General features: G+C 41.3%; 23 protein-coding genes. 10 read left to right on the top strand and 13 right to left on the bottom strand.

What is annotated here, in order from left to right; all coding sequences use genetic code 11:
• Nucleotides 1-305 precede the first annotated feature (305 nt).
• Complete coding sequence (locus tag O2Q26_RS16025) at nucleotides 306-965, bottom strand: flavin reductase family protein (protein ID WP_289216854.1); 660 nt, start codon at nucleotides 963-965, stop codon at nucleotides 306-308.
• A gap of 78 nt (nucleotides 966-1043) precedes the next feature.
• Here O2Q26_RS16025 and O2Q26_RS16020 point away from each other — a divergent pair, with 78 nt between their 5' ends.
• The 4 genes from O2Q26_RS16020 (at nucleotide 1044) to O2Q26_RS16005 (ending at nucleotide 4432) form a co-directional block, all read left to right on the top strand.
• Nucleotides 1044-2471: an alanine/glycine:cation symporter family protein gene (locus O2Q26_RS16020; protein ID WP_289216853.1), complete on the top strand. Its 1428-nt coding sequence runs from the start codon at nucleotides 1044-1046 to the stop codon at nucleotides 2469-2471.
• A 122-nt stretch (nucleotides 2472-2593) separates the two neighbouring features.
• The gene (locus tag O2Q26_RS16015; protein WP_289216852.1) at nucleotides 2594-3175 is read left to right on the top strand and encodes a CDP-alcohol phosphatidyltransferase family protein; all 582 of its coding nucleotides are present in this window, start codon (nucleotides 2594-2596) and stop codon (nucleotides 3173-3175) included.
• Between the two features lie 84 nt (nucleotides 3176-3259).
• Nucleotides 3260-3673, top strand: coding sequence for an RDD family protein (locus O2Q26_RS16010; RefSeq protein WP_253935750.1), 414 nt, complete (start codon nucleotides 3260-3262; stop codon nucleotides 3671-3673).
• A gap of 228 nt (nucleotides 3674-3901) precedes the next feature.
• Nucleotides 3902-4432, top strand: a complete 531-nt coding sequence (locus O2Q26_RS16005) for a YceI family protein (RefSeq protein WP_289216851.1) — start codon at nucleotides 3902-3904, stop codon at nucleotides 4430-4432.
• 36 nt (nucleotides 4433-4468) lie between these two features.
• On the opposite strand, the gene uvsE is transcribed toward O2Q26_RS16005, so the two are convergent.
• The 6 genes from uvsE to O2Q26_RS15975 all read right to left on the bottom strand — a co-directional run bounded on the left by uvsE (nucleotide 4469) and on the right by O2Q26_RS15975 (nucleotide 10057).
• Nucleotides 4469-5419 carry a UV DNA damage repair endonuclease UvsE gene (uvsE, locus tag O2Q26_RS16000; RefSeq protein WP_289216850.1) on the bottom strand — a complete coding sequence of 317 codons (951 nt, stop codon included), beginning with the start codon at nucleotides 5417-5419 and terminating at the stop codon, nucleotides 4469-4471.
• A gap of 296 nt (nucleotides 5420-5715) precedes the next feature.
• Nucleotides 5716-6318 (bottom strand): biotin transporter BioY, encoded by a 603-nt coding sequence (locus O2Q26_RS15995; RefSeq protein WP_289216849.1) that lies wholly within the window; start codon nucleotides 6316-6318, stop codon nucleotides 5716-5718.
• Nucleotides 6319-6452: 134 nt separating this feature from the next.
• Entirely contained in the window at nucleotides 6453-7391 is a 939-nt protein-coding gene (locus tag O2Q26_RS15990) for a siderophore ABC transporter substrate-binding protein (protein ID WP_289216848.1), read from the bottom strand.
• Nucleotides 7392-7411: 20 nt separating this feature from the next.
• Nucleotides 7412-8170, bottom strand: coding sequence for an iron ABC transporter ATP-binding protein (locus O2Q26_RS15985; protein ID WP_289216847.1), 759 nt, complete (start codon nucleotides 8168-8170; stop codon nucleotides 7412-7414).
• Nucleotides 8164-9111, bottom strand: a complete 948-nt coding sequence (locus O2Q26_RS15980) for an iron chelate uptake ABC transporter family permease subunit (RefSeq protein ID WP_289216846.1) — start codon at nucleotides 9109-9111, stop codon at nucleotides 8164-8166. Before O2Q26_RS15980 ends, O2Q26_RS15985 begins: the two co-directional genes overlap by 7 nt.
• Nucleotides 9101-10057: an ABC transporter permease gene (locus tag O2Q26_RS15975; protein WP_289216845.1), complete on the bottom strand. Its 957-nt coding sequence runs from the start codon at nucleotides 10055-10057 to the stop codon at nucleotides 9101-9103. The genes O2Q26_RS15980 and O2Q26_RS15975 overlap by 11 nt, the downstream gene beginning before the upstream one ends.
• A gap of 157 nt (nucleotides 10058-10214) precedes the next feature.
• On the opposite strand from O2Q26_RS15975, the gene O2Q26_RS15970 reads away from it, so the two are divergent.
• Nucleotides 10215-10796, top strand: a complete 582-nt coding sequence (locus O2Q26_RS15970; protein ID WP_289216844.1) for a TetR/AcrR family transcriptional regulator — start codon at nucleotides 10215-10217, stop codon at nucleotides 10794-10796.
• Nucleotides 10797-10884: 88 nt separating this feature from the next.
• On the opposite strand, the gene O2Q26_RS15965 is transcribed toward O2Q26_RS15970, so the two are convergent.
• From O2Q26_RS15965 to O2Q26_RS15955, 3 genes are all read right to left on the bottom strand, one after another.
• The gene (locus O2Q26_RS15965) at nucleotides 10885-11709 is read right to left on the bottom strand and encodes an aldo/keto reductase (protein WP_289216843.1); all 825 of its coding nucleotides are present in this window, start codon (nucleotides 11707-11709) and stop codon (nucleotides 10885-10887) included.
• A gap of 314 nt (nucleotides 11710-12023) precedes the next feature.
• The gene (locus O2Q26_RS15960) at nucleotides 12024-12815 is read right to left on the bottom strand and encodes a DUF4362 domain-containing protein (protein WP_289216842.1); all 792 of its coding nucleotides are present in this window, start codon (nucleotides 12813-12815) and stop codon (nucleotides 12024-12026) included.
• Between the two features lie 74 nt (nucleotides 12816-12889).
• Nucleotides 12890-13735: an SAM hydrolase/SAM-dependent halogenase family protein gene (locus O2Q26_RS15955; protein ID WP_289216841.1), complete on the bottom strand. Its 846-nt coding sequence runs from the start codon at nucleotides 13733-13735 to the stop codon at nucleotides 12890-12892.
• Nucleotides 13736-13925: 190 nt separating this feature from the next.
• Here O2Q26_RS15955 and O2Q26_RS15950 point away from each other — a divergent pair, with 190 nt between their 5' ends.
• The gene (locus O2Q26_RS15950; RefSeq protein ID WP_289216840.1) at nucleotides 13926-14345 is read left to right on the top strand and encodes a MarR family winged helix-turn-helix transcriptional regulator; all 420 of its coding nucleotides are present in this window, start codon (nucleotides 13926-13928) and stop codon (nucleotides 14343-14345) included.
• 20 nt (nucleotides 14346-14365) lie between these two features.
• Nucleotides 14366-15931, top strand: a complete 1566-nt coding sequence (locus O2Q26_RS15945; protein ID WP_289216839.1) for an MDR family MFS transporter — start codon at nucleotides 14366-14368, stop codon at nucleotides 15929-15931.
• A gap of 1015 nt (nucleotides 15932-16946) precedes the next feature.
• Here the strand turns inward: O2Q26_RS15945 and O2Q26_RS15940 are convergent.
• A complete protein-coding gene (locus O2Q26_RS15940; protein WP_289216838.1) occupies nucleotides 16947-17180 on the bottom strand; it encodes a YuzB family protein in 234 nt (77 codons plus the stop codon).
• Nucleotides 17181-17208: 28 nt separating this feature from the next.
• A complete protein-coding gene (locus tag O2Q26_RS15935) occupies nucleotides 17209-18153 on the bottom strand; it encodes a bifunctional riboflavin kinase/FAD synthetase (RefSeq protein ID WP_289216837.1) in 945 nt (314 codons plus the stop codon).
• 111 nt (nucleotides 18154-18264) lie between these two features.
• Here O2Q26_RS15935 and O2Q26_RS15930 point away from each other — a divergent pair, with 111 nt between their 5' ends.
• Nucleotides 18265-18807 carry an HD domain-containing protein gene (locus O2Q26_RS15930; protein ID WP_289216836.1) on the top strand — a complete coding sequence of 181 codons (543 nt, stop codon included), beginning with the start codon at nucleotides 18265-18267 and terminating at the stop codon, nucleotides 18805-18807.
• Between the two features lie 39 nt (nucleotides 18808-18846).
• On the opposite strand, the gene O2Q26_RS15925 is transcribed toward O2Q26_RS15930, so the two are convergent.
• Nucleotides 18847-20337: a UDP-N-acetylmuramoyl-L-alanyl-D-glutamate--2,6-diaminopimelate ligase gene (locus O2Q26_RS15925; RefSeq protein WP_289216916.1), complete on the bottom strand. Its 1491-nt coding sequence runs from the start codon at nucleotides 20335-20337 to the stop codon at nucleotides 18847-18849.
• Between the two features lie 257 nt (nucleotides 20338-20594).
• Between O2Q26_RS15925 and O2Q26_RS15920 the strand changes: the two genes are divergently transcribed.
• Both O2Q26_RS15920 and O2Q26_RS15915 read left to right on the top strand, forming a co-directional pair.
• Nucleotides 20595-22049 carry a UDP-N-acetylmuramoyl-L-alanyl-D-glutamate--2,6-diaminopimelate ligase gene (locus tag O2Q26_RS15920; RefSeq protein ID WP_289216835.1) on the top strand — a complete coding sequence of 485 codons (1455 nt, stop codon included), beginning with the start codon at nucleotides 20595-20597 and terminating at the stop codon, nucleotides 22047-22049.
• Between the two features lie 79 nt (nucleotides 22050-22128).
• On the top strand, nucleotides 22129-22791 hold the full coding sequence (locus O2Q26_RS15915) for a type 1 glutamine amidotransferase domain-containing protein (RefSeq protein ID WP_289216834.1): 663 nt from the start codon (nucleotides 22129-22131) through the stop codon (nucleotides 22789-22791).
• The last annotated feature ends 587 nt before the right edge of the window (nucleotides 22792-23378 follow it).

The raw sequence follows: 23378 nt of genomic DNA, 5'->3' as shown, positions 1-23378 counted from the left end.
CATTCTCTTCCCGCAGGAGTCTCCCCCCTTCCTAAAACCACCTAACTATAATGTTGAGGGACGGAATTAGAAATGAAAGAATAAAGCTCTCATGTGACAAATTTTTTCTAGCATGGTTAAAATGGCTGTTTAGAAGAAAATAACCGAAGGACTAAACAGTGTTCCGAGCAGCAGGTACTGAACCTTTTCTAAAAAAGCTCAAAACCCTGTTGCGACTCTTTAGTAGCTTCGTACGCCCATGGAAAGCGAGTGATTTCCCGGTCTTTCAACCTCCATTCTTAGGAACGGAAACCGTCTCAAACCTGTTATTTAGGTAAGTTACTGTTAGGCAGGCGATAAAATTCACGAATAAAGCTGTAATTTCCAGCCATTCTTCCCACAGGCGACAGTTTATAAGGGTCGACTTTTTCCCCTGGAATGAGTAAGTCATCTTTAATATGATAACAAACGACTTTTCCTAAGATGAGGTCACTGGAACCCACTTCGATGATTTTATCCAACTTACACTCAAAACTTATGGGAGCGTTGGCAGCTCGAGGGGCAGTCACTTTCACACTTTCTTCACCCCTGGTCCCCGCTTTAAAAAATTCGTCTTCTTCCCGCCCGTAGGATTTGCTGCTTATATGCATTTGGTTAGCCAACGATTCTGAGACAATGTTGATGACAAAATCACCGGTATCACGAATGTTCACGAGTGTATCTTTTTCTCTTTCCACTCTGCCGATAGAAATACATAGTGTAATAGGATCCATAGAAGCGACAGTGAAAAAGCTGAAAGGGGCAAGATTGCGAATGCCATCCCTACTCACTGTAGAGACCCAGGCAATCGGCCTCGGCACTACAGCTCCTTTGACCAGTTTACTCATATCATGATCCTTGAACCATTCCTCTTCGATTATCATAGAAACTCTCCTTCTGCTCAACTCTATAGTGAAATCATACCCTAAAACCAGTTTTGTAGACACGATCCACCTCCATATTTGTTTAAATTATGAAAATTAGGGAATATTCTGCATAATTAACAAAGGAGAGGTGATTACACTTTGGAAGCACTTGAGAGTTTCATAGCGGATATATCTAATTTTTTGTGGACTTATCCCCTTGCTATCATTTTAATTTTGGGTGGTATTTTTCTAACAATCCGTATTAAATTTTTCCAATTTCGCTTTTTTGGGCATGTGCTGCACCAAACCGTAGGTCAAATCTTTAAAAAGACAGAAAAAACCGGTACGATTACCCCTTTTCAAGCTTTCACTTCAGCTTTAGCTTCCACCGCAGGTGCTACTAACATAGTCGGCGTACCTGTAGCGATCTCCCTTGGAGGACCTGGTGCATTATTTTGGATGTGGATGGTAGCTCTTATCGGAATGGCCACTAAATACTCTGAAATCTTATTAGGTTTGAAATATCGTGAGAAAAACGAAAAAAATGAATGGGTCGGAGGGCCGCAATATTACATAAGAAAAGCCCTGGGATGGAAATGGGTTGCCTCTGCGTTCGCTTTCTTCCTCATGATTGAATTGATTCCAAGTACTATGGTCCAATCCAATTCGATAGCGACGCAGACGGAAGGAGCTTTCGGATGGCCTGTTGAAATCACTGGACTGGTCATGTGTGCAGTGATTGCTGTCGTAGTGTTCGGTGGAATTAAACGAATTGGTAAGGTAACGGACAAAATGGTGCCAGCTATGGTACTTACTTATGTAGGTGTGTGTCTGTATATCATCTTCGTCAACATCGATCAAATCCCGAGTGTATTCGGTCTGATTTTCACTCATGCTTTCACTCCTATTTCCGCCGCAGGAGGTTTTGCAGGGGCTGGAATTGCACAAGCACTCCGCTGGGGGATCGCTCGAGGGCTTTATTCTAACGAAGCCGGGCTGGGGACAGCCCCTATCGCTCACTCTGCTGCAAAGACCGATCACCCTTCCCGCCAGGCCTTATGGGGAATATTTTCCGTTTTTGTAGACACGATTGTCATTTGTTCTATGTCTGGTCTTGTTGTACTCGTAACTGGAGCCTGGACGGAAGTCGGAACGGCTGATGCTTCGAATATGATCAATGTAGCCATCGCCACTGAATTTGGTGATGTATTTGGAGGAGCCTTTATTACGGTCTTCCTAATTTTCTTTGTCATTACAACCCTTGGTATATTAATATTTTATGGAGAAAAACAGGCTGAATTTTTATTCAATTTAAAAGCCGCACGTTTGATGAGGATCGTTTATATAGCTGCTGTATTTTTTGGAGCTGTAGGCGGGTTACAATTCGTCTGGCAATTCCTTGATTTACTCCTGGCTTTTGTATTGCTGGCTAATATTATCCCTCTTCTCTTCCTGCACAAGGAAATTGCAGCACTGACAGACGATTACGTCATTCGAGTGTATAAGAAGAAAACTAAAAAGAGAACGGTCACGCTTTTCGTTGAAGATGAAATGGATGACGACGAAAAGCGTCGCGCCGCTCGCTAAATTCATTCTTTTCTTAATGAACCTCTGCTTATTCCTACCAGATAAGCAGGGGTTTTATATTTCCCCTTTTCTTCATGGTATACTTCTGGTTGGATGACACCTTAGACAAAGTTGGTGAACAAATGTTAGATACACACGCTAGAAAATTTGTACAGCCCCCGATTAACCATACAGCTCATTGGCTGTTAAAAAAGGGGTTCACGGCTGATCAAATAACGATCACTGCTTTATTTATCGGTCTTGGAACCAGCATTCTATATGTCATGGGATTCCCCGTTTTAGCAGTAGTTTTTTTATGGTTATCAGGGTTTCTTGATGCGGTGGACGGAACGATGGCTCGCCATACAAAAACCTCGCCGTTTGGAACGGTTATGGACATTACGTTCGATCGTATCGTAGAAGTCTCTATGATTATTGCAATTGCTTACGTACATCCTGAAGTGATGTGGCCGCTGCTATTACTGAGTGTTTCTATAGTTATCTCAATGACTATTTTTTTAGTAGTCGGTTCGGTATCGGAGAAGTCAGGAGTTAAATCATTCTATTATCAAGCCGGGCTGGCTGAACGTACGGAAGGTTTTGTGCTGTTCAGTATTATGCTGCTTTTTCCAAGCTTATTGTATTGGTCTACCCTTCTCTTTTTTGCTGTAGAATTATTTACAGGTGTCCAGCGCTTTATGGAAGCACGCAGAATACTGAAGTAGGTAAACCTGTTGAATTATTTTTTATTGCAGAAGATACGCTAATAAAAGTAAAATGATGGTACATTATTTTGAAAGGGGAATATCATGGAACGTTCTGTCGGTTTTTGGAAAAGATTAGGCGCAAGTGTACTGGACGGCCTTATTATCTTTTTCCCTTTATTTATACTATTTGATTTGACCCTGGGCTGGGGTGACAACCATCCTGTCCCAAACATCATTCAATATCTCGTTATGCTGATTCTTCCAGTATTATGGTATGGCTACACCGTTGGAAAGAAATTAATGGGCATCCGGATCGTTAAGGTAGATGGTCAGGATGTAGGTATTGGAACTATGCTTATGAGGTTTTTGCTGGCTAATATACTTTACGGTTTGACACTGGGTATCGGTGTGCTCGTCAGTGCTTTTATGGTGGGTATAAGAGATGATCACAGATCCATACATGATTTTATTGCCGGTACATATGTTACAGAAGCAAAACCTGGAGAACTGTCATGATTTATAAAGACTTGAGCTTTTAAGAGCTCAAGTCTTTTTTAGTTTCCTTGTTTAATATGTGCCTAATTATGTGAAGACTATTAAGTGCGGGGAATATTAATCTTTTGTGGTCGAAAGAATATAAATAAAAACACTTATTATCTTGACTTCAAAATAAATTCATTGTATAGTTACTTACATAAAGTAACTCGTTTTTATTTTATAACTTATTTACAGGAGGAATTATTAATGACAACTCTAACTCTAGACAAGGTGCACAGTGCTATTGACTTTCAAATCAAGCACATGATGGTTTCCAAAGCTAAAGGAGAATTCGAAGATTTTGAAGTAGAATTCAACGGGGATCTATCAAATGTTGAAAATGCAAGTGTGAAAGTGACCATCCCAGTCGCTTCTATCAATACAGGTAATGAGGATCGTGACAACCACCTGCGCACGGGAGATTTTTTCGAAGCAGAAAAGTATCCGAATATGGTGTTTGAAAGCAAGTCGATTAAAAAAATTTCTGACGAAGAATACGAAGTAACAGGCGACTTTACGATTAAAGGAGTTACGAACGAAGAAACATTTACTGTCGAATACAATGGTACTTCTAAGAGTCCAATGGACGGCAGTACAGTTGCAGGATTTGATGTATCCGGTAAAGTGAACCGCGAAGCTTACGGTATGACGTATAACGCCGCACTGGAAACCGGCGGAATGCTGCTAGGAAAAGACGTGAAATTCGAAGGTAACTTCGAGTTTATCGCAGCAGAATAATGACGTTAAAAACGCCGCGGGATTCCGCGGCGTTTTTTATAGCTGTACACTTCCCCCACTTACACGCTTCACTCCTCGAATTGATGAAATATCCTCTACCAGCTTCAATAAAGCTCGATCTTTCTCTTTGGCTTCTATCATACAATCGACATCCTGATTTAAAGATTTCAGCTCGTTAAGAAGCGGTTTAATGAACTCTACATCTACAAAATCGGAATGACTGCGATAAGCTGATTCGGACTTTGGAGATGAAAGGTGAATTTTTGGAGGCATCCTCTGCCAGGTTTCAAAGAATCTTGGAAGCAAATTGCTCACCGTTTCGTGCGAATCATGGTTAGCCATATAATGGTGATAATCGAACATCATGGGAATACCCTCTTTTTCGCAAACCGTGAGTGTTTCTTCTGTAGTATAAGTTTTATCATCATTTTCTAGTGTCATCTGCTTTTTGACAGACTCGGGAAGCTGTTTTAAATTTTCATGGAAGCGGGAAATTGACTTTTCTTTATCACCGTACGCTCCTCCCACATGAATGTTGATAAGCCCTTCTTTCTCCAGTCCCATAGCTTGAAGCAATTTGTAATGGTACTCCATGTCCTTTACAGCGTTTTCTGTAACATGAGGCTTATCACTTGTGAAAAGCGTGAACTGATTAGGATGGAAGCTCGTACGCAAGCCATGCTCTTTAACCAGTCGTCCAATTTTTTTGTATTCTTCCTTAAAAGGCGTAATGTAATCAAAATCCACTTCATCGTGTGTAGCTAACGGCACTATAGATGAGGAAAACCGGTAGAGGGGAATTTGATGAGCAATGTTATAATACAGAGCTCTTTGTGTATTCTTTATATTCGTTCTTATAATTCTCTCCAATTGTTCGTCACGCTCGTTTTTTGAAAGCTTTTGGTATCTTGAAAATGTCATTGTTTTTGCGGGTGTAGATTCATATAAACTCAAAGCATTTGCCACATAACCAAACCGTATTATCATTAGGCAATCTCCTTTTCAAACAGTTCATTGGTTTGTATGTTTCCCTTTCCCCATTCGTTTTAAAAGCTCATAAGCACGTTGAAGAGGTTGTTTGTAAAATAACTGCTAGAAAACAAGGCAGGCTCTTGCTCTTCGTCCTGTAAAATACTACTAATCTTAAGTCCACGGCATTAAATAAGGGCGCACAAGGCGCCCTGCCATTTATCTATTTACAGTCAAAGCTTCTCTATCCGTTTTTCCTGGTCACTGGAGTACCTTCTCAGCTAACAACTTCCAAGTTGTCATATGATGCCACCTCAGGCGATTTTTTGATTTCGACGAAATGAGCTGTTGCGAAGTACACTTTTCTCCAGACGGTTCGCCAGCACTCCTGCTAAAATTGCTAAAACGATATCTTTCGGAAGTGGTACAGCCATCCATGCCCATACGAGTGAATAAGTCAGTCCTTCAGGTGCCTCGAACCAAAATACATAGGCAGCGTACATCCAATTGGTCCCAACGATATAATTGATCGCCATCGCCACTAATGCAGCAATAATGTATGTAGGCAGGGTGCGTTTACGCTCGACCATTTTACCAGCTATGTAAGCAATGAGAATATAGGATAGTATAAAGCCGAACGTAGGCATGATCGCTATCCCAAGCCCTCCTTTAAATTGAGCGAAAACTGGTGCTCCTGCCAAACCTAACAATAAGTAAGTAAACATCGATAAAGCGCCTATCCGGCTGCCAAGAATAAGACCGGCTAATATAGCAAAAAATGTTTGCAGCGTAATCGGGACGCCTCCTACTACCATGAAGGGTGCAATAGTCGTAATATTGGCACCGACGGCCATCATCGCTACAAATAGGCTCCCCATCGTTAATTCAAATGCACTGTATCTCGTTTTTTGTCCCATAATCAACCTCTTCTCCTCTACATTTTATAAAACTAGCATAGAAGAAAATGCTTCCATATGTCAACTTAATTTTTAAAAGGTTAACGAACAAATATAAAGAAAAGGACGACCTTTAGCGTCCCTCTCAAAATTTCTTATAAGCTCTCTTCAATTTCAGCAACCATTGCTGCTACAGACTGGAGTCCTCCACCTGATAAATACCAATACTCTGGATCAAGATAGATGATTTGGTCTTCCTTATAAGCAGTTGTATTTTGAACGATTTCATTTTCTACGACTTGTTCCGCAGAAGATTCTCCTCCAACGACAGCTCCACGATCCACTACGAACAAGTAATCTGGATTTTGTTCTGAAATATATTCAAAAGATATACTCTGTCCGTGAGTGGAAGATTCAATAGATTCATCTGCAGCTGGAACTCCGAATACATCATGAATCAATCCAAAACGAGATCCTTCTCCATATGCACTCACCTTACCATCGTTTGCTAATGTGATTAATCCTTCACCTTCCATTGATTCTGATTTTTCATTAACTCCCTCTATATCTGATTGAATATCAGCTAATTCAGATTCCACTTCATCTTCTTTCTCAAAAATCTCACCTAATGTTTTCATATTTTCTTTAAATGAATCCATGTATCTCGTCGTGTCTACGCCTAAATGAATGGTAGGTGCGATTTCTGAAAGCTCATCATATACTTCAGACTGGCGGCCAGAAATAAAGATCACATCAGGATCCATTTGACTGATAGACTCGAAGTCAGGCTCTTTTAAACTGCCGATATTCTCGTATTCGTCTCCCTCATATTGACTTAAATAGGTTGGCAGTGAATCTTTTGCTACTCCCTGGATTTCCACACCTAGTTCGTCTAAACTATCCACAGTGCCAAAATCAAAAACGACGACATTTTCCGGTTTTTTTGTTACTTCCGTTTCTCCTAATTCATGTTCGATGGTTACTTTCTCTTCCTTTTCCTCAGCACCATCGGATTCCGCTTCTGTATCCCCTCCACAAGCTGCTAACAGAAGACTTAGTAACAATACGCTTAAAATTAAATACCACTTTTTCATATAAATCACCTCATAATTTTTTATTGGAAATACACACAGATTTTTTGATTGTTAATTGTATGGATATCGATATCCATATCATAAATAGAGTTCAAAACCTCAGGTTCTATCATTTTTTCTGTAGATCCTTCTTCTACTATCCGCCCTTCTTTCATGGCGACTATATAGTCTGAATAACAGGACGCGAAATTAATATCATGAACGACCAGGACGACGGTTTTTCCGAGTTCCCTTACAAGCCGGCTCAACGTCTTCATAACTTGAACCGAATGATTCATATCCAGGTTATTCAATGGTTCATCCAGCAAAACATATTCTGTATCCTGGGCAATAACCATGGCGATATAAGCACGCTGACGCTGACCGCCACTCAATTGATCTAAGTACTTATCCTGCATATCCTGTAAAGCTACAAACTCCAATGCTTGCTCTATTTTATCCTCATCTTCTTCTGTCAGCCGTCCTCTTGAGTACGGAAACCTTCCAAAAGAGATCAGTTCTCGGACAGTCAGCCGCAGATGAATATGGTTGCTTTGCTTTAGAATTGATATTTTTTTTGAAAGTTCTTCTGTTTTCCAATGACCGATTTCTTGATTTTCTATCCTCACCTCCCCATCGTCCTTAGTAATCAACCTGCTGATCATAGAAAGCAGTGTACTTTTCCCTGCGCCGTTTGGACCGATGAACGTCGTGATTTTCCCTTTGGGAATAGATATAGATACGTCATCAACCACTGGTTTAGTTCCATAATGTTTCCATACATTCATCACGTTTACCATGCTTTATTCTCCTTTAACAGCAGATAGATAAAATAGATTCCACCTACGAAATTAATCAAGACACTGATGGTCGTTGAAAAAGTGAAGACTCGCTCTACGATCAATTGGCTCCCTGCTAACGCGATGACACTAAATAAAATCGATACCACAATTAAATAATTGTGTCTGAACGTTTTTATAAACTCATGAGCCAAGTTGACAACGAGCAGTCCAAGAAAAGTAACAGGACCTACCAATGCTGTAGCGACAGCGATCAGAATAGCTACTATGACCAATAAACGTTGAACGATCTTTTCATAAGGTACGCCAAGGTTCACAGCATGATCTTTTCCTAAAGAGATGACATCCATATACTTGTGGTTAGGAAAGTAAATCAGAAAGGCTACTCCCATAATAATGATTGAAACCCACAATAACTCCGTGTTCACATTATTAAAGCTGGCGAACATCCGGTCCTGGACGATGAGAAATTCGTTCGGGTCAATTAGAATTTGCATGAATGAAGACATACTTGAAAAAAAGGTTCCAAGAATCAATCCGACGAGCAACAATAAATATACATTCTCCCCTCTTCTGAATAGCCATTTGAACAAAAGAAAAGAAAAAACGATCATTGCACCTACAGAAACTAAATAATTCACATGACTATTCATCATTGCAATCGACCCTGACCCCAACCAAAAGACGACACCCGTTTGTACTAGGAGATACATACTATCTAGCCCGAGAATACTCGGAGTCAATATTCTGTTGGTAGTAATTGTCTGGAAAATCACCGTTGAAAAAGCTATCGCCGCTCCCGTTACAATAATGGCAACCATCTTAACGGCTCTTCTCGGAAGTATGTAATCCCAATTGCTGCTTATACCCGTGAATAGAAAGACAGCGACCAATACGATGACGAGAACGAGAAGGAGGTCAATCTTTCGTTTAAATAGCATAACTGCGCCTCCTTCTCATCAATAAGTAAATGAAAATCCCGCTCCCGATGACTCCCATCGTAAGACTGATCGAAATTTCATAAGGAAAAATGATGACACGGCCGATGATGTCGCAAATCAATACAAATCCCGCGCCGAAAATGGCTGTCTGAACTAAACTCTTCTTCAAATGATCTCCATAATAATAAGTTACGATATTCGGCACAATCAGCCCGAGAAATGGAATCATACCGACTGTCAACACGACCGAAGCTGTAATCATTGCCACAATAGCCAGACCTATGTTCACAACTTGCGTGTAATTCAGACCTAAGTTCTTGGCAAAGTCTTCACCCATGCCTGCGAGAGTAAACTGATTGGCATAAAAGAAAGCTAAAGCCAGCAGAGGAATTGATAGATAAAGCATTTCAAAACGGCCTTCCATAATCATCGAAAAGTCCCCATGCAGCCAGGACGACATGTTCTGTACCAGATCATATTTCAAAGCGAAAAAAGTAGAAATAGAGCTTATAATATTGCCGAACATCAGCCCGACGAGCGGGATGAAGATCGTGTCCTTAAACTGGATACGCTCAAGGATCTGCATGAACAAAAAAGTTCCAAGTAAAGCGAAAATAAAAGCTACGCCGATTTTCACAAGCGGACTGGCTGACGTAAAAACCAAAAGAGAGATCAAGACTCCCAGACGCGCCGAGTCGAAGGTTCCTGCCGTTGTAGGTGACACGAACTTATTTCTAGTCAGCTGCTGCATAATCAGCCCGCAAATACTGATGCTTGCTCCAGCAATTAAAATACTAGTCAGTCTAGGCAGGCGGCTGATGACCAGTATCTCTTTTTGTTCAGGAGTAAGTCGAAACAAATCAGGGACTGATAACTCTGAAACTCCGACAAATAAGGACAAAAAGGATAAAAGCGTAAGAGCTAATAATGTATATCTAGTTTTCATGAAGATCACCCTTACCTCTTTCCATCAAACTTGTTATAATTGTGAAAATGAAACTCATTATCAATTAGAATCATAATTCACACCGCCAAAGAAGGTCAATAAGAAATAGAGATAATAAACATTATTAATAAAAATGTTGCAGAAGGTGGTTTTATCGTTGGAGGAAAGAAATGATCCGCGCGTGTTACGCAGTCAGAAATGGATAAAAGAAGCGTTTCTCAAATTACTAAGCGAGAAACATTTAGATGACATAACCGTTCAGGATATTATGAACGAAGCTCAAATGAACCGAGCTACCTTCTATAGACATTTCCATGATAAAGAAATGCTATTGGAAGTCATTAGTGATGAACTATTAGAGAATTGGAGAAAAAGGATGGAGTCATGTGATCCTCATTACGATTTTGTTTCTGCTAAGCTCCCACACCCCAGATTTGTGACGCTGCTCGAATTCATCCATCAAGAAAAAAAGGTGTTTTCGACCTTACTTTATAAGCAGAACCTTCCTGCTTTTCGACTGAAATTTGATCATTTTATTAAAAAGTCGACACACACCACTTTATCGATAGCCTTTGCTTACAATCACACCGTTAAATTCTCGCGGGATATTACTCAAACATTCATAGCTTCAAGCATTACCGGAACAATCCTATGGTGGATCGAAGAGAATTTTCCCTGGACATCCTACGAGTTGGCAGCATATGTAACAGAGATGATCGATTATGGCATTTTTGACTAAAAAAGACTATATTTTCAGTGAAAAAATCAACAACGACGTTTAACATAGCTAATAAAAAAAAGACGCCAAAATTGGCGTCCTTTTCTCATTATCTATGGTTCATTTCACTTGGTTCGGGGCCTTTACGTTCGCCGCGATCCAGTTCATGAATCTGTGCCATATCTTCTTCAGTCAGTTCAAAGTCAAATACATCAAAATTTTCTTCAATTCGTGAAGGTGTCACAGACTTAGGAATAACTACTGTATCGTTTTGAAGATGCCAGCGGATAATGACCTGAGCCGGTGTTTTCCCATGCTTCTTGGCAATCGTTTGGACAGCGTCGTTCTTAAGAACTTCTCCACCTTGCATCAACGGGCTCCATGCCTCAAGAAGAATACCATTCTCGCGGCAGAATTCTTTCAGCTCATTCTGCGCTAGGAACGGGTGGCATTCCACCTGGTTGATTGCAGGCTTAACGTCACATTCGTCCAACAGACGCTGAAGGTGATCGATGTTGAAGTTACACACACCAATCGCTTTCGTTTTCCCGTCTTTCTGGAGCTGTTCCAACGCTTTATACGTTTCCACATATTCATCAAAATCCGGAGTCGGCCAGTGGATTAAATACAAGTCCACATAATCCAACCCTAATTTTTCTAAGCTTTCATCCATAGCTTTTATCGTATTTTCATAACCTTGATCAGCATTCCAAACCTTTGTCGTAATGAAAAGATCTTCACGAGGGACATCACTCTTCGCAATCGCTTCGCCGACCTGACGCTCATTCTTATAGATCGCAGCCGTATCAATCGAACGGTAGCCTGTCTCAATCGCTTTAGTAACAGCAGGTACTGCGTCTTTCTCTTCTACTTGCCATACACCAAATCCCAGCTGGGGCATGTCGATTTTGTCATGCAGTTTTACTGTGTTCATAATTGAATCTCTTCCTTTCTTTGTAAAAGGTTACAGAGGTAGTGTAGCACAGGGTTGAGGGGTCTGGCTCTCATTCTGCTTGCCCTGGTCTATTATGAGGAGCGATTTCAAGGCGTAAGACTGTGAAGAATATTTAAAGCTTTACAGATTTACCAAAAAATCACCTATGGAGTAGAATGAAAAACTTTGTTCAGCGTTGTTAATGTTTTTTCATAAGAGAGCAACGATGCTACTCTGACTCAAATCTCTTTCTTTATAGAAAGTAAATGAAAAATTAATGCAAATAAAATAACCCCCGTTTCTCCGACGAGAGTTTACTCGAACACATTTCGATAGGATTGTGTTTTTTCTATAATATCAATGACTCGCTCAGCCATCTGCGTCATGTCCGCTACATCTGCGCCTTCGTCACAATCCGACCATTCAAAAACACGCTGGCCCCCATTGATCGTTACAGTCATAGAATAATCAGGACTTTGGCTGCATCGCGCGCTTAAATCTTTCTCTTCCATATAATTTTCTAACACTAGTAATTTATAAATTTGGTTCAGCTGGGCTTCGGTAAATTGAAATCCGTTTTGTGTGATGATATTTTCATCTGACTGGACAGTTAACGATTGTTTCTGCGTGCTTATGTTTACGCGGTTTCCGTTATCATAAGAGAAATCTATTTCGAAGGAGTCCTGACGATTGGCATCATAATCAATAGTAAGCAGATCAATAGGCGAAGTGTTTTTCCCACAGCTCACTTCATAAACCGTCTCTTTCGTACGGTCTATTCTATTGATTTCTTTACACTTCTTTTTTGAAACTTTATCGGCGCCAAATTGATCCTGGGTCGTATCAAGTTTGTATTCAATCTCTTCCCCATTAAAGTTCAAATCTTTAAAAACAGGATCCCCTTCTGAGGTGTAACTGACAATTCTCACCTCAGCGTCTTCCCCTTTATCCACACTTCGAATGAATTCATCTAAATACTGCGGATTGTCTATCTGCCCGTGACTTTCGATTACATTATGATCCTGCTGATTATACCCTTTAAACTCGTCTGAGATACCCGCAATTTGGACCGAACAGCCTGCTGCCAGGAAAATTAGAAGGCTCACCAAATAAAACCTCATAGCATTCACCTCAACCTATTTGTCGAGACAGACAAATGGATTTTTTATGACTGCTCAATTCAATCATCTCTTTTCCGAAAAATTACGACCCAATTGGAGCCTGTCCTTATTCCATAAGCCTTGGCAAAGGAGCCCTGGTTAATCGCTACAGCCATATTATCTAAAGAATTAATATAAACAAGGGGCTCTCCTTTGTGAGTGTCTGCAAAAGAACGTCCAAACGTCATGACGTTTTGATAAATCGTGCGGCCACCATGCTGAATTTCGACCTCAATTGTCCCACCATACGGAATTACAAGCTTTTTGAACAGCTCACGGCTGATGTTTGTCCATAAATTCCCGAAGCGAATATCAAGTATATCGATCATACCTTCCACGAGATTTCCCTCGAGCTGAGCATCTTTGACTGGAAGCCTCACGATGCTTTCGACAGGCACTTGCGGTCCTGTTCCTTCAAAAGAAATGACGTCTGAAGCCAATCTTGCGCCTGTATAGGCATAAATATCGCGTCCATGAAAAGTGTAGGATTCTCCCGATTTAGGCAGTCGGTTAATTTCTTCGTCAATTTCCCGGGCGGCCACTATTCCTTCCGTACGGGCAATATGTGTAAGCGATCCATTATCAGGCGTGACCACATAATGGCCCGATCCGGTCTTAACAGCAATACTTCTTCTAGTAGAACCGACTCCTGGATCGACTACTGATACAAATACCGTTCCTTCAGCCCAATAGGTAATCGTCTGCCATAAGCGATAGGAAGCTTCCCAAATATCATAAGGGGGGATGTCATGGGTGAGATCAAAAATTTTCAGGTCGTGGTCTACAGAGTTCGCTACACCGTGCATTGCACTAACAGCGCCGTCACTGATTCCAAAATCTGATTGTAAAACTAAAGCTTTTTTCATGATGTAACCTCCAACTGGACTGCGTCAATTTGAACTTATAGTTAAAGTAATAATACAGAATTTTCTAACAAAACTCAATGACAATCGTTCGACCCTATGCTCTAATTTTGAGGAATTCTGCCTGTTTGCCAAATTAGTTAACCAGGTTTACTATTAATGTAGTTATATTTATTTGGGGAGAGGCTGATTTATGTCCAATCAAGAGAAAATGAGTTTAATTACTGAGCTTGAAAGCACGATGCGCAGTTTTATTAGAGAGTATAGACGCGAGTTTAACGAGCTTTTGGGTGAAGGGTTTACAGGCAGTGAATTCGCCTTTTTACGTGCCATTCATGAAAACAGTGAACAAAACGTCTCTCGTCTCGCAGCAGCTTTGAATGTATCTAACAGCCATGCTACAACGATTATGGACCGCTTGGCTGATAAAGGGCTGATTACACGTACACGTTCAGAACACGACCGTCGTGTAGTGATATTTGAGCTTACTGAGCATGGAGAAGAATTATTCTTTGTTCTTAATGAAAAAAGAACACAATATATGCAGGAGCGATTCGAGAAACTCTCGATTTCAGAAATCGAAGAACTTATAAGGATATTTAATATCTTATAAAATAAAAGGATGAACAATGTATGGAGCATCTAGAACAAAGACAAAAAGTAACCATCATGATCGCTATCATGGCGGCTATGCTGTTTGCTGCTTTGAACCAAACCATCATCGGCACGGCACTTCCGATCATCGTTGCTGATATTGGCGGGATGAAATATTTCAATTGGGTTTTTACTATATACATGCTGGCTTCAAGTATAACCGCCATACTCGTCGGGAAATTATCTGATACATATGGACGGAAGGTCTTTATTCTTACAGGCATCGGAGTTTTTATCGTCGCCTCCTTACTATGCGGCCTATCTGCCAATATCTATCAACTCATTATCTTCCGCGCGATTCAGGGGCTTGGCGGCGGAATGATCATTTCCACTTCATTCACAGCGATCGGTGACCTTTTTCCGCCACGCGAACGAGGGAGATGGCAAGGGATGATGGGGTCTGTATTTGGATTGGCCAGCGTATTCGGACCTACGTTCGGCGGTTATATAGTCGATACGTGGCAATGGAATTGGGTGTTCTGGGTTTTCCTACCCTTTGGATTTGTAGCCTTTATCATGATATGGAAGATGTTCCCTAATCCTGAACAAAACGAGAAACAGTCGGTTGATTTCCTTGGGGCGATCCTTCTTACTTTAACGATCATCCCTTTATTATTAGCTTTCTCCTGGGCGGGACAAAACTTTGCCTGGAGCTCACCTATTATTATAGGGCTGTTTACGTGGTCGATAATCGGTCTCGCAGCTTTCATAGTAGTTGAACGAAGAGTAGAAAACCCAGTCATCCCTCTCCACCTTTTTAAAAATAGTATCTTTTCCATATCTAATATGGCCGGGCTATTGATGGGGATGGGAATGTTCGGAGCTATTATGTACATGCCATTCTTTATTCAAGGAGTCCTCGGCATCTCAGCTACACAAACAGGATTCATCATGATGTCGATGATGCTGAGTATGGTTTTAACGAGTACGATCGGCGGCCAACTCATTACAAGGACCGGTCGGTATAAAATTTTTGCGATAGCTGGGTTGTTGATTATGGCAGGAGGTATGTATTCTATGTCTCTCATGTCCGTCGACACTACTGTGACAGGAGTCGTGCGAAACTTGGTTTTTGTGGGTCTTGGCCTTGGATTGACTTTTCCGGTACTGACTTTGACGGTGCAAAATGCGGTCGAACATCAGTATCTTGGGGTTTCAACATCAGCTTCTCAGTTTTTTCGTCAAGCCGGTGGAACGATGGGTGTGTCCATTATGGGTTCGATCATGAACATGATTATGGGAAGGAAAATGGCTAATGTAAGTGCAGCGAATGATTTCGAAGAGACGTCAGAGTTACAGGATCCACAAGTGTTGATGGATCCAAATCAGATCAGTTCATTAGCAGAAACCTCAAAAGTACCGAGTGCTCAATTCGAACAAATGATTTTTTCTATGCGTGAGGTATTAAGTCAATCGCTCAACGGCTCCTTTTTATTCGGGACGTTCATTTTACTGGGTGCCTGGGTATTAATATTATTTTTAAAAGAAATACCATTGCGTATGACGAACCAGCCTGCAAAAAAAGAAGAAAAAATAAGCTCTTAAGATAGGTAGGTGTAATTTAACATTAAAAAATCAAAGTAAAGTTTATGAAGAATTTTTCTTAAACTAACTGGCAGGATATGCGAAGACTTGGTTTCGAGACATTGTGTGAGTGGTGAGGGCGGCGGGGAATGGCTCGCTTTCCGTGGGAGCGCGGTGAGCTTCCTCGGACCTCCCGTCCTGCGGGATCTCACCAAGCACTCTCTTCCCACAGGAGTCTCCCCATTCCCCGCCGCCCCTCACTATATATGCGATTCTAGAAATCCACTTAATAAGAAAATTTTTAATTAAAGAGGGAGAATAACACTCCAGTGCACCGGTTAAAATGTTTTATTTTAAAACTCCACAATTTTAATTTAGTTTACTTGCCTTCCTATGCAAGTTTGATAAGAAAATTGAGACATTCCAATCCTTTCTCAACTCAACACACAGCGACGAGGAGACTTCCTTCACTTCTGTGCGGTAAGGAATCATCGAAATCCCTCCGTTCTTCTTGTTTCCTTTATCTCCCCCAGCACAGTCCATTCCATACGCCGCTGACCAAAAGTGCTTCCGCTTTTACAAAAGGAGTCTCGCAGCTTCCCAATCAACCATAAGAAATAAAATGAATGGACCCCTTTATCAAAAAAGAGGGGCCCCTGTATGCCTGTCCGGTGAGAGGTTAGCTCTTTACATCAAGATTTTTAACATAGGACACTTGTTATGAAAATCAGCAAGTGTTTGCTTTTTCATGAAGCGGTTTCGAGATACTTATTTGGCAGAGGGGTGGAAGGAAACGGTGAGACTCCTGTGGGATGAGCGGGACAGGTGAGACCCCACAGAGCGAAGCTCGAGGAGGCTCAGCGCCCGCCCCACGGAAAGCGATCCGTTTCCTGTAGCCCCTAAAACTTCCACTTTGTCTCGAAACTGAATGTTCAAGGTAATGAAGCTTTAGTAAAATAAGAAAATTCAACATACAAAAACGCTTGGAATTCAATATCCAAGCGCTTTGTTTGTTAATTAAGCCGTTTTTCTATATTTATTCAGCATAAAATGCCAATTCCTCTTCTATTTTAGTCCGGATTTTCCCTAGAGCTTCCTCTGAAGTATTGGCAAAAACCCGGGTACCATTGACCATTGCGTATGGCTTTAAGGCACACAACCCGCAAAAGGAAAGGCACTCATTCATAAGCACGGCTACGTCCGGATACTCAGATTCAATAATTGATTCAACATCAATCTCGTTAATCAAATTCCCGTCACAAATTTCCACGACGACTACCCCATACGGTCATTCTCCTTTACTCTGCTGCTAGTCCCAAAATCTCGCGTGCCTGCTGTTCATCCTGCTGCATATGTTCCACAAGTGCATCCAGCCCATTGAAATTTTCTTCTCCGCGCATGAACCGCAAATATTTTACAGTCACCTTTTTCCCATACAAATCACCTGAAAAATTGAGAAGGTATGCTTCGACTTTATAAGTTTGGCCATTGACAGTAGGTCGATATCCTGCACTGATCAAAGAATAATATTGTGCAGATGCCTGTTCATCATGCACCTCGACAACTCCAAGGTAAACGCCTGGCTTAGGCTCCACATACTCTTCGATTTCACCTAAGTTCAGTGTAGGAAATCCAAGCTGACGTCCAAGCTGTTCCCCTTTTTCCACAACGCCTGTCGTTTCAAATGGACGTCCCAGGAGCGCCTGCACGGCCTCCATCTGCCCGCCGGCTACTAGTTGTCGAACCTTAGTGCTGCTGACCTTCTCATGGTTGAAGCTTACATGTGGAAGGACGGTTACAGGTATGCGGTGCTCTTTGCAAAGCTCCGTTAACCCTTCTGCATCTGCATTTCTGCCTTTTCCAAATTTAAATCCTTCCCCTATAATGATCCGGCTGATGTTCAGCTGGGTTAATTGTTCATTCACAAATTGTTCCGGTGTAATTTGCGCATATTCTTTAGTAAAATAGATATTATAATAACGATCAACCCCTGCACGTTTCAGCATCTGCAGCTTATCTTTAAAGGAAGATAGAGATTTTTCATAGGCGGGATCACCCTTCAGCACCCATAATGGATGGTCGGAAAATCCGAAAACGGCTACGTCTTCACCATTTTCCCGGTAAGCATTCGCTTGATCCAGGAGCTGCTGGTGTCCAATGTGAAGTCCATCAAATTTACCTATCAATAAAATGGTCGGTTTTTCATTAGCTGGTGGTAAAGCGGTCACTTCGATCGTTTCCATATCTCTATACTCCCCTTTTTACGTTCGTACATACTCTATTTTCTATAGTATAACCATCCTGACTGACACTCAACTAATCTGCATATACGCATATGAAAGGAGTACGATTTCATGTTGAAAAAAGCTGAAGCTTTTGCTGTTAAAGCACATCAAGGGCAGAAAAGAAAGAGTTCCAATGAAGATTATATCGTCCACCCCATCAGAGTCGCAGAAACCTTGAAGCAAGCAGGCAGCAGCGAAGAACTGGTTTGTGCGGGTTACCTCCATGATGTAGTTGAAGACACGCCTTATGAACTTGAAGATATTGAAAAAGAATTCGGCTCCCGCGTTCGCAGTCTCGTCGCTGCCCACACCGAAGATAAAACCAAGGCCTGGTATGAGAGAAAAGCCCACACAATTGAAACGGTAAGAATCAGCAGCATAGATGTAAAATCTCTCATTATTGCGGATAAGCTGGATAATCTCCGTTCCATCGAAGAACACTACAACATCGTTGGAGAAGCGGTATGGTCATATTTCAACGCTGGCTACGATTTGCAAAAGTGGTACTACCAATCAGTCGAAAACAATATGTACGCAGGCCTCGAAGAAAAAGCTCCCTCGTTCTTCAAAAGCTACTCGGATGCTGTGCAAAGATTTTTCTCGAACAAATAAAGCCAGAAGCTCTAATTAAGCAGCTTCCGGCTTCTTTTTTTATGAGGATTGTAAATAATGCGCTTCAATGATAGCTTCATCTGAATGGGGGATTTCTTTCCCTTTAATGATTTGAGCATTATTGATACACCCGCTTGTCAGCAGGATAATATCGTCAGCTTGTCCCAGGTGAAGAGATTTCCTTACTCCCTCTTCTCTCGTTAACGCTGTATGGATATTGTGAGCATCAGGGTTCTTAAATCCAGTCATCACCTGATCGACAATGATTTGAGGATCATGAAATCCAGGATGATCTACGGTAACGATGATTTCATCGGCTTTTCCTTCAATTATTGCTGCCATCTTCGGCATTTTTTTAAAATCACGTATGCCGATTCCGGCAATCATAACGATGAGCTTATTGTATTTTAATTTTTTCACTTCTTCGACCAGTCTAGTTAAAGCCACAGGTGTGTGGGCGTAATCTAAAATGACTTTCGGATGATTATCTGCTTGAATCACTTGAAACCTTCCTTCAGGGCTTTTCAATTGCGGGAGAACTTCAACAATCTCTTTTATTGAATACCCGAAATGCAAAGCAGCCCCGATAGCAGAAAGTACGTTTGAGATATTATAAGTCCCATATACAGGGGCAAAAGCCTGACAAGTCTCCCCTTTATAATCCAACTTGAAATAGGATCCTTTTTCCCCAACCTCTAAATGAGAGGCTTTCAAATCAGCATTTGATTCCTCAAGTAAGCTGTATATGATTTTCGGCCCCTCAAATAATTCGAGGACTTCTTTCCCCATACCTTCGTCATCTGCATTCACCACGGCACACCTCGCCTGCGCAAACAATTTCAGCTTACATGCTTTATAGTGATCGATCGTTTTATGATATTCTAAATGTTCTTCAGAGAAATTTGTGTGAATGGCTACATCAAACGTAATTCCTTCCACACGCTTTTGGTCAAGCGCAATCGAGGAAACCTCCATGGAAGCAGCCACATCTCCCTGCTGATCTAACAGAGAAAAAATGTGATGAAGATCAATCGCTTCCGGAGTAGTAGGCGTACTTTTCTTATATTTGAATTTCTCCTTGGAGCTCCAAATCCCTGTCGTTCCGACCAGACCTGTCGGCTTTTCTAATAGATTCAATAAAGAGCGGACATAAGCTGACACAGTAGTCTTCCCGTTCGTGCCTGTTACTCCGATGGTTAACAGTTTCTCATCTGGCCGACCGTAGAAATGCTTGGACATATAGGCCATGGCTTTCCTTACATCTTCCACTAACACAAATGAACACTCAGGATAACTGCGGCTTAATGATTCCAGATGTTCGTCATGATCCCCTACAACCGCAACAGCACCGTTCGCAATCGCTTCGTCGATAAACTCATGACCATCCTGGTTTTCTCCTCGAATACTGAAAAATACCGAGCCTTCCTTTACATGTTTTGAGTGGAACATCAGGTTTGAGATGGTTTGTGTACTAGGACCATAAATAGACCTAAGGCCGATATGGTATACTTGATTGAATTCAATTTTCATCATTTTCTTCCCCACTTATGTGTTTATTAGCTTAAGCAGTCATCACTTGGCAAGTACCAGCATGGGCAGAATTTCATCTATTTATATTATGGGCATACTATATGTTTTTAAAAAGCCCATTATTTACCTATATTCTGCATGAATCAATATGATCATTTTCACTTAAAATTAACGTAGCCACTTTATATTCTGATAAGATAGCTTTTGAACAAAATTTACTTTACTCTACCTAAGAAAAAAGGTGTGAACATACATTAATGAAATTAAACCAACTCCTAGAGAATATACCCTTTGAAAACGAAAAACCTATTGTTGATCCAGAAATCAAGGGTTTGACAGACTCTTCATCAGAAGTGGAGCCTGGCTACATTTTCATTGCCATTACAGGTTATCAATCAGATGGTCACAGTTACATTACAGACGCTATTAAAAAAGGAGCCTCCGCAATAATAGGAGAGAAAGACGCTCTTGAGTGCCCGATTCCTTATATCAAAGTTCAAAATAGTAAAAAAGCGCTGGGAACAGTCTCAGCGATTTACTATCAGAATCCTTCACACCGAAAGAAAATGATTGGGATAACAGGGACAAATGGCAAGACTACAACCAGCTATATGGTCAAGCACGTACTTGAAGATATAGGCTATTCTTGTTCACTTATCGGTACAATTCAAAACATTGTAAATGGCGAAAAATTCGAGACGAACAATACGACACCAAATGCTTTGCGAGTAAATGAATTGCTTGCTGACAGTACGGATGATGTCGTCATTATGGAAGCTTCCTCGCAAGGATTGGCCGAGTATCGTTTAGAAGGAATAGAATTTGATTTATGCCTGTTCACTAATCTTTCCCATGAACACCTTAATTATCATGGCAGTCTGGACAATTACTTCGAAGCAAAAAAACAGCTTTTTTATAAACTGAAGCATAATGGTACAGCTATTATCAATGTCGATGACTTCTATGGAGAAAAATTAGCAGAAGAGCTTCACCAAAAAGGCATGAACATTTATACGTTCGGAGAGTCGAGAAATGCCGACCTCCAAATGAACGAGCTGAACCTTACTCACCCATACTCTGTACATTTAAAAGAGAATGGAGAAAAGTTCCCGGTAGTCTCTCCTATACCAGGCTATCATAACTTGTATAATACCACGATTACTTATGCTGCTGCTAAAGCTTTTTTTGGAGAACGCCAATCCATTATTGATTCTCTTGAAAAATTCCCTGGAGTAGAAGGCCGTTTTAATATTTATCGACTTCCTAACGGAGTTACTACAGTAATTGACCATGCCCATACAGCCGACGCCGTTTTGAATTGTTTACAAACCGCTTCTGATTCCAAGACAGGGCGGCTCGTGCATGTTTTTGGATTCAAGGGACAAAAGGATATGGATAAGAGAAAAGAAATGATCAAAATCAGCACAGAAATAAGCGATCAGTATATCCTTACACTGGATGATTTAAATAATGTTCCTGAAAATGAAATGATTGAGCATCTTTATGAACTGCAGAACGAGTACGGTAATGATAAGGGAAAAATTATGAAAGACCGTACTTTAGCCATTGAAGAGGCGATCCGCCTATCCGAAGAAGGTGATTGGGTCGCCATTACTGGAAAAGGCCATCAATCCTACCAGCAAGCCTATGCGTATTCCGTACAATCGGACAAGGAATGCCTTCAGCTTTTCCTATCCAAGGATACTGAATGATAAGTTATACGTTTGATATTTTTAAATCGAGGGAAATAGAGGACAGTGAAACCAAACCTATCTCAGGAGGGTAATTTCAATGTCTAAAAAAGTATTAATGGTCGTTACAAACCACGAAAAAATTAATGAAGATACGCCGACAGGCATTTGGCTGTCTGAATTCGGTGAAGCTTATAACGAATTTAAACAACACGGCTATGAAATCACTGTAGCCAGCCCTAAAGGCGGGCAGTCCCCTGTTGACCCGAACAGTGTGAGCGAGGATGAACCAACTGAAATCCTGGACACAAAAACGTATTTAGAAGATACGCTGCCTCTTGATTCAGTTTCTGCTAGTTCATTCGATGCCATCTTCCTGCCAGGCGGGCACGGTACGATGTTTGATTTTCCAGATAACGAAAAACTTCAACAACTGCTTCGTGATTTTTATGAATCCGACAAGGTAGTTGCTGCTGTATGTCACGGACCATCAGCTCTGACAGGAGCTACGTTATCTAACGGGGAGCCGCTCGTAAAAGGTAAACGCGTCAACGCATTTACAGATGCGGAAGAGGTCGATACGACGCTCGATCAGCATATGCCTTTCTTACTTGAAAGCAAGCTGAGGGAACTGGGAGCTACCTTCCAATCCGCCCCTAATTGGTCTGAACATGTTGAAGTCGATGGTAACCTCATCACTGGGCAGAATCCTCAGTCAACTGTTGCTGTTTCCAAAGAGTTTATCAAAGTATTAGGTCAATAAGGAAAGCAGAGCTAATGTGTCTATCACATTAGCTTTTTTTTGTTAGATTTACTTTTTGATATTCATATAAGCTCCCTATAGTGGAAGACTCAATTTCGAGATGTTTGCACTGTTTCCGCCTCAAAAATAGTGCTTGAAGGTCCGGGAAATCACTCGCTTTCCATGGGCGTACGGTGAGCTTCCTCGAGCTAACGCCCTCCGGGATCTCACCATGTACTGTTCTCCCATAGGAGTCTCGCAATTTCCCGGACCTTCTTGCTTTAGTGAGGAGGCGGAAACAATTGATACGGCTTCACTTAAAAAATAACTGCTCTTGAGTGATAACCAGCGGGACTTCTTTATGAAAGAAAACGCTTGGAACTACCTCAAAGTGCAGGAAGTTTTAAAACTAAAATGCTATAACCAGAGAGCTGGAGTTTAATGCTCCCACTATTACATAAAAATGTTCTTTTCAAGCGACTTCGAGAAGTACATATATAGTGAAGGGCGGCGGGGAATGGGGAGACTCCTGTGGGAAGAGAGTGCTTGGTGAGATCCCGCAGGACGGGACGTCCGAGGAAGCTCACCGCGCTCCCACGGAAAGCGAG

The organism is Halobacillus campisalis (assembly GCF_030345335.1).
GTDB classification, from domain to species: Bacteria; Bacillota; Bacilli; order Bacillales; family Halobacillaceae; genus Halobacillus_A; species Halobacillus_A campisalis.
This window is presented reverse-complemented; position numbering and strand designations above follow the sequence as displayed.

What these genes read in the sequence shown, in the direction of transcription:
- O2Q26_RS15915 (WP_289216834.1), top strand. Translation starts at nt 22,129, where the DNA reads ATGTCTAAAAAAGTATTAATGGTCGTTACAAACCACGAAAAAATTAAT.
- O2Q26_RS16010 (WP_253935750.1), top strand. Translation starts at nt 3,260, where the DNA reads ATGGAACGTTCTGTCGGTTTTTGGAAAAGATTAGGCGCAAGTGTACTG.
- O2Q26_RS16005 (WP_289216851.1), top strand. Translation starts at nt 3,902, where the DNA reads ATGACAACTCTAACTCTAGACAAGGTGCACAGTGCTATTGACTTTCAA.
- O2Q26_RS15985 (WP_289216847.1), bottom strand. Translation starts at nt 8,170, where the DNA reads ATGGTAAACGTGATGAATGTATGGAAACATTATGGAACTAAACCAGTG.
- O2Q26_RS15935 (WP_289216837.1), bottom strand. Translation starts at nt 18,153, where the DNA reads ATGGAAACGATCGAAGTGACCGCTTTACCACCAGCTAATGAAAAACCG.
- O2Q26_RS15925 (WP_289216916.1), bottom strand. Translation starts at nt 20,337, where the DNA reads ATGAAAATTGAATTCAATCAAGTATACCATATCGGCCTTAGGTCTATT.
- O2Q26_RS15950 (WP_289216840.1), top strand. Translation starts at nt 13,926, where the DNA reads ATGTCCAATCAAGAGAAAATGAGTTTAATTACTGAGCTTGAAAGCACG.
- O2Q26_RS15920 (WP_289216835.1), top strand. Translation starts at nt 20,595, where the DNA reads ATGAAATTAAACCAACTCCTAGAGAATATACCCTTTGAAAACGAAAAA.
- O2Q26_RS16015 (WP_289216852.1), top strand. Translation starts at nt 2,594, where the DNA reads ATGTTAGATACACACGCTAGAAAATTTGTACAGCCCCCGATTAACCAT.
- O2Q26_RS15955 (WP_289216841.1), bottom strand. Translation starts at nt 13,735, where the DNA reads ATGAAAAAAGCTTTAGTTTTACAATCAGATTTTGGAATCAGTGACGGC.
- O2Q26_RS15965 (WP_289216843.1), bottom strand. Translation starts at nt 11,709, where the DNA reads ATGAACACAGTAAAACTGCATGACAAAATCGACATGCCCCAGCTGGGA.
- O2Q26_RS15995 (WP_289216849.1), bottom strand. Translation starts at nt 6,318, where the DNA reads ATGGGACAAAAAACGAGATACAGTGCATTTGAATTAACGATGGGGAGC.
- O2Q26_RS15980 (WP_289216846.1), bottom strand. Translation starts at nt 9,111, where the DNA reads ATGCTATTTAAACGAAAGATTGACCTCCTTCTCGTTCTCGTCATCGTA.
- O2Q26_RS15975 (WP_289216845.1), bottom strand. Translation starts at nt 10,057, where the DNA reads ATGAAAACTAGATATACATTATTAGCTCTTACGCTTTTATCCTTTTTG.
- uvsE (WP_289216850.1), bottom strand. Translation starts at nt 5,419, where the DNA reads ATGATAATACGGTTTGGTTATGTGGCAAATGCTTTGAGTTTATATGAA.
- O2Q26_RS15990 (WP_289216848.1), bottom strand. Translation starts at nt 7,391, where the DNA reads ATGAAAAAGTGGTATTTAATTTTAAGCGTATTGTTACTAAGTCTTCTG.
- O2Q26_RS15930 (WP_289216836.1), top strand. Translation starts at nt 18,265, where the DNA reads ATGTTGAAAAAAGCTGAAGCTTTTGCTGTTAAAGCACATCAAGGGCAG.
- O2Q26_RS15945 (WP_289216839.1), top strand. Translation starts at nt 14,366, where the DNA reads ATGGAGCATCTAGAACAAAGACAAAAAGTAACCATCATGATCGCTATC.